The organism is Bartonella sp. AD328YNZD, assembly GCF_042196425.1.
The window spans coordinates 1-1,589 of the sequence record NZ_JBHIQG010000457.1 but is presented as its reverse complement, the minus strand read 5'-3'; the positions used below and the strand labels follow the sequence as shown (position 1 = coordinate 1,589).

Annotated in this window: 2 protein-coding genes; one reads left to right on the top strand and one right to left on the bottom strand. The window is 34.8% G+C overall.

Annotated elements, in window-relative coordinates; genetic code table 11:
• Positions 1–776 (bottom strand): LptF/LptG family permease (locus tag ACFIO3_RS12790; protein WP_375704586.1); only part of this gene is annotated, 776 nt, incomplete at its 3' end.
• A 397-nt stretch (positions 777–1,173) separates the two neighbouring features.
• On the opposite strand from ACFIO3_RS12790, the gene ACFIO3_RS12785 reads away from it, so the two are divergent.
• Positions 1,174–1,589: DNA polymerase III subunit chi (locus ACFIO3_RS12785; RefSeq protein ID WP_375704585.1), on the top strand; the 416-nt coding region annotated here is incomplete at its 3' end.

Sequence of the window (1,589 nt, the reverse complement as noted above, 5' to 3'; positions counted from 1 at the left end):
GGGTCAGGGTTTTGTAAATAAGAAAGAGACCGATCTTTTGGATAAAGAGTAGGTGTTTTATCACTGGGGATAAACTCTCCTAGGCTAAAAGTATATGAGCTAAATTGCACGATTGAAACACTGTTATTTTGATGATTGACTCTTTCTATTTCACCGTTATTGAGAACCAGAAAACTGCCGTTTTTATTGCTCACAATGGATGCGTCTGTTGCATAATAAAAAAGATCAGTCTTAGGATCACGCTGGTCGGCAATGAAAAGGCGTTCAAGTGTTCCATTTGGATTTCGTTCGCCAATTTCTATGTAAAGGTTATTGGCGAGTTTTTGAAAGCTCCCTTCACTAATGAATAGATTGATAAGATCAAAACGAGCGCTTGCTAGCATTTGTCGCATATGAAGACGCGCTTGAGGAACAACAAAATTAGCTATAGAAAAGGAGATACAGGATGCAACAATAGCAAGAAGAAGGATAGGTTTCCAGACAGTACTTTTAGGAAAACCAGAGGCATTGATGACAGCAAATTCTGAGTCTTGATGCATTGCTGAGAGGATGGTTGTAATTGCGATCACTAATGCAAACGGAATGACCAGAAAAATAACAGAAGGAACCAATGAGAGTGAAAATTGTAAGACTGTGAGGAGTGTTTGTTTACTTGTTGTGAGAAAGTTTATCCGTGCAAGAATTTGTATAGTCCAACTAACGCCCACTGCTGCAATCATGACAGAACTAAACAAAACAAGGACACGTTTCAGGATGTAGAACTCAATAATACGCATAAATTGGGGAAAATCCTCAGTTTTTAATTCGATAGCAAATATTCTTACTGCTTTCGGTTAAAATGTAATAAAGTTTGAAAAAATATCCTTTCATGAATTGGATATTTTTACCAAATAAATAATATAAAATTGCCTATGAGGTCCTCTTTAAATTTTCCGTACATTATATTTTATTTTCAACTATAGTCTACAAAGAATCTGGAAAATAACTTAAAAAACTTTTTTATTAACGTTGAAAATAAAAATTATTGTCTTTTAAAGATACGTGCAAAGAGATAATGCATCTCAATCAAAAAAGAGGGTTTATATCTTGAACCGTTTCCTTTGTATTAGGGGTATAGAAGTTTTTTTAAAAAGATATTAGCTTTTTTATAAAGAATGATGAAGGCTTAAGAGATTGGATATTTTATTCTATCATTTGACGCAGTCAACGCTGAAGGATATTTTGCCGACGCTTGTGGAGCGTGCATTGGCTCGTTTTGGTAAAGTAACAATACAGTGTGTGAGTAAAGAACAACGCGATTCTATAGATATACATTTATGGGTTTATACTGATGAATCATTTATTGGACATGGAACGGAGTGTGATCAATATCCAAACTTTCAGCCTGTATTTCTTACAACAGGACAAGAAAATCCGAATGATTCAAAGATTCGTTTTCTCATAGAGGGAGCTGTTTGTTCGGATATTGATGCTTATCAACGACTTGTCGTGATATTTGATGGTAAAAGTGAAGAGCAGTTGAATCTCGTTCGTGCACAGTGGAAAAAATATAAAATGGAAAATCATAATTTAACGTATTGGCAACAGAC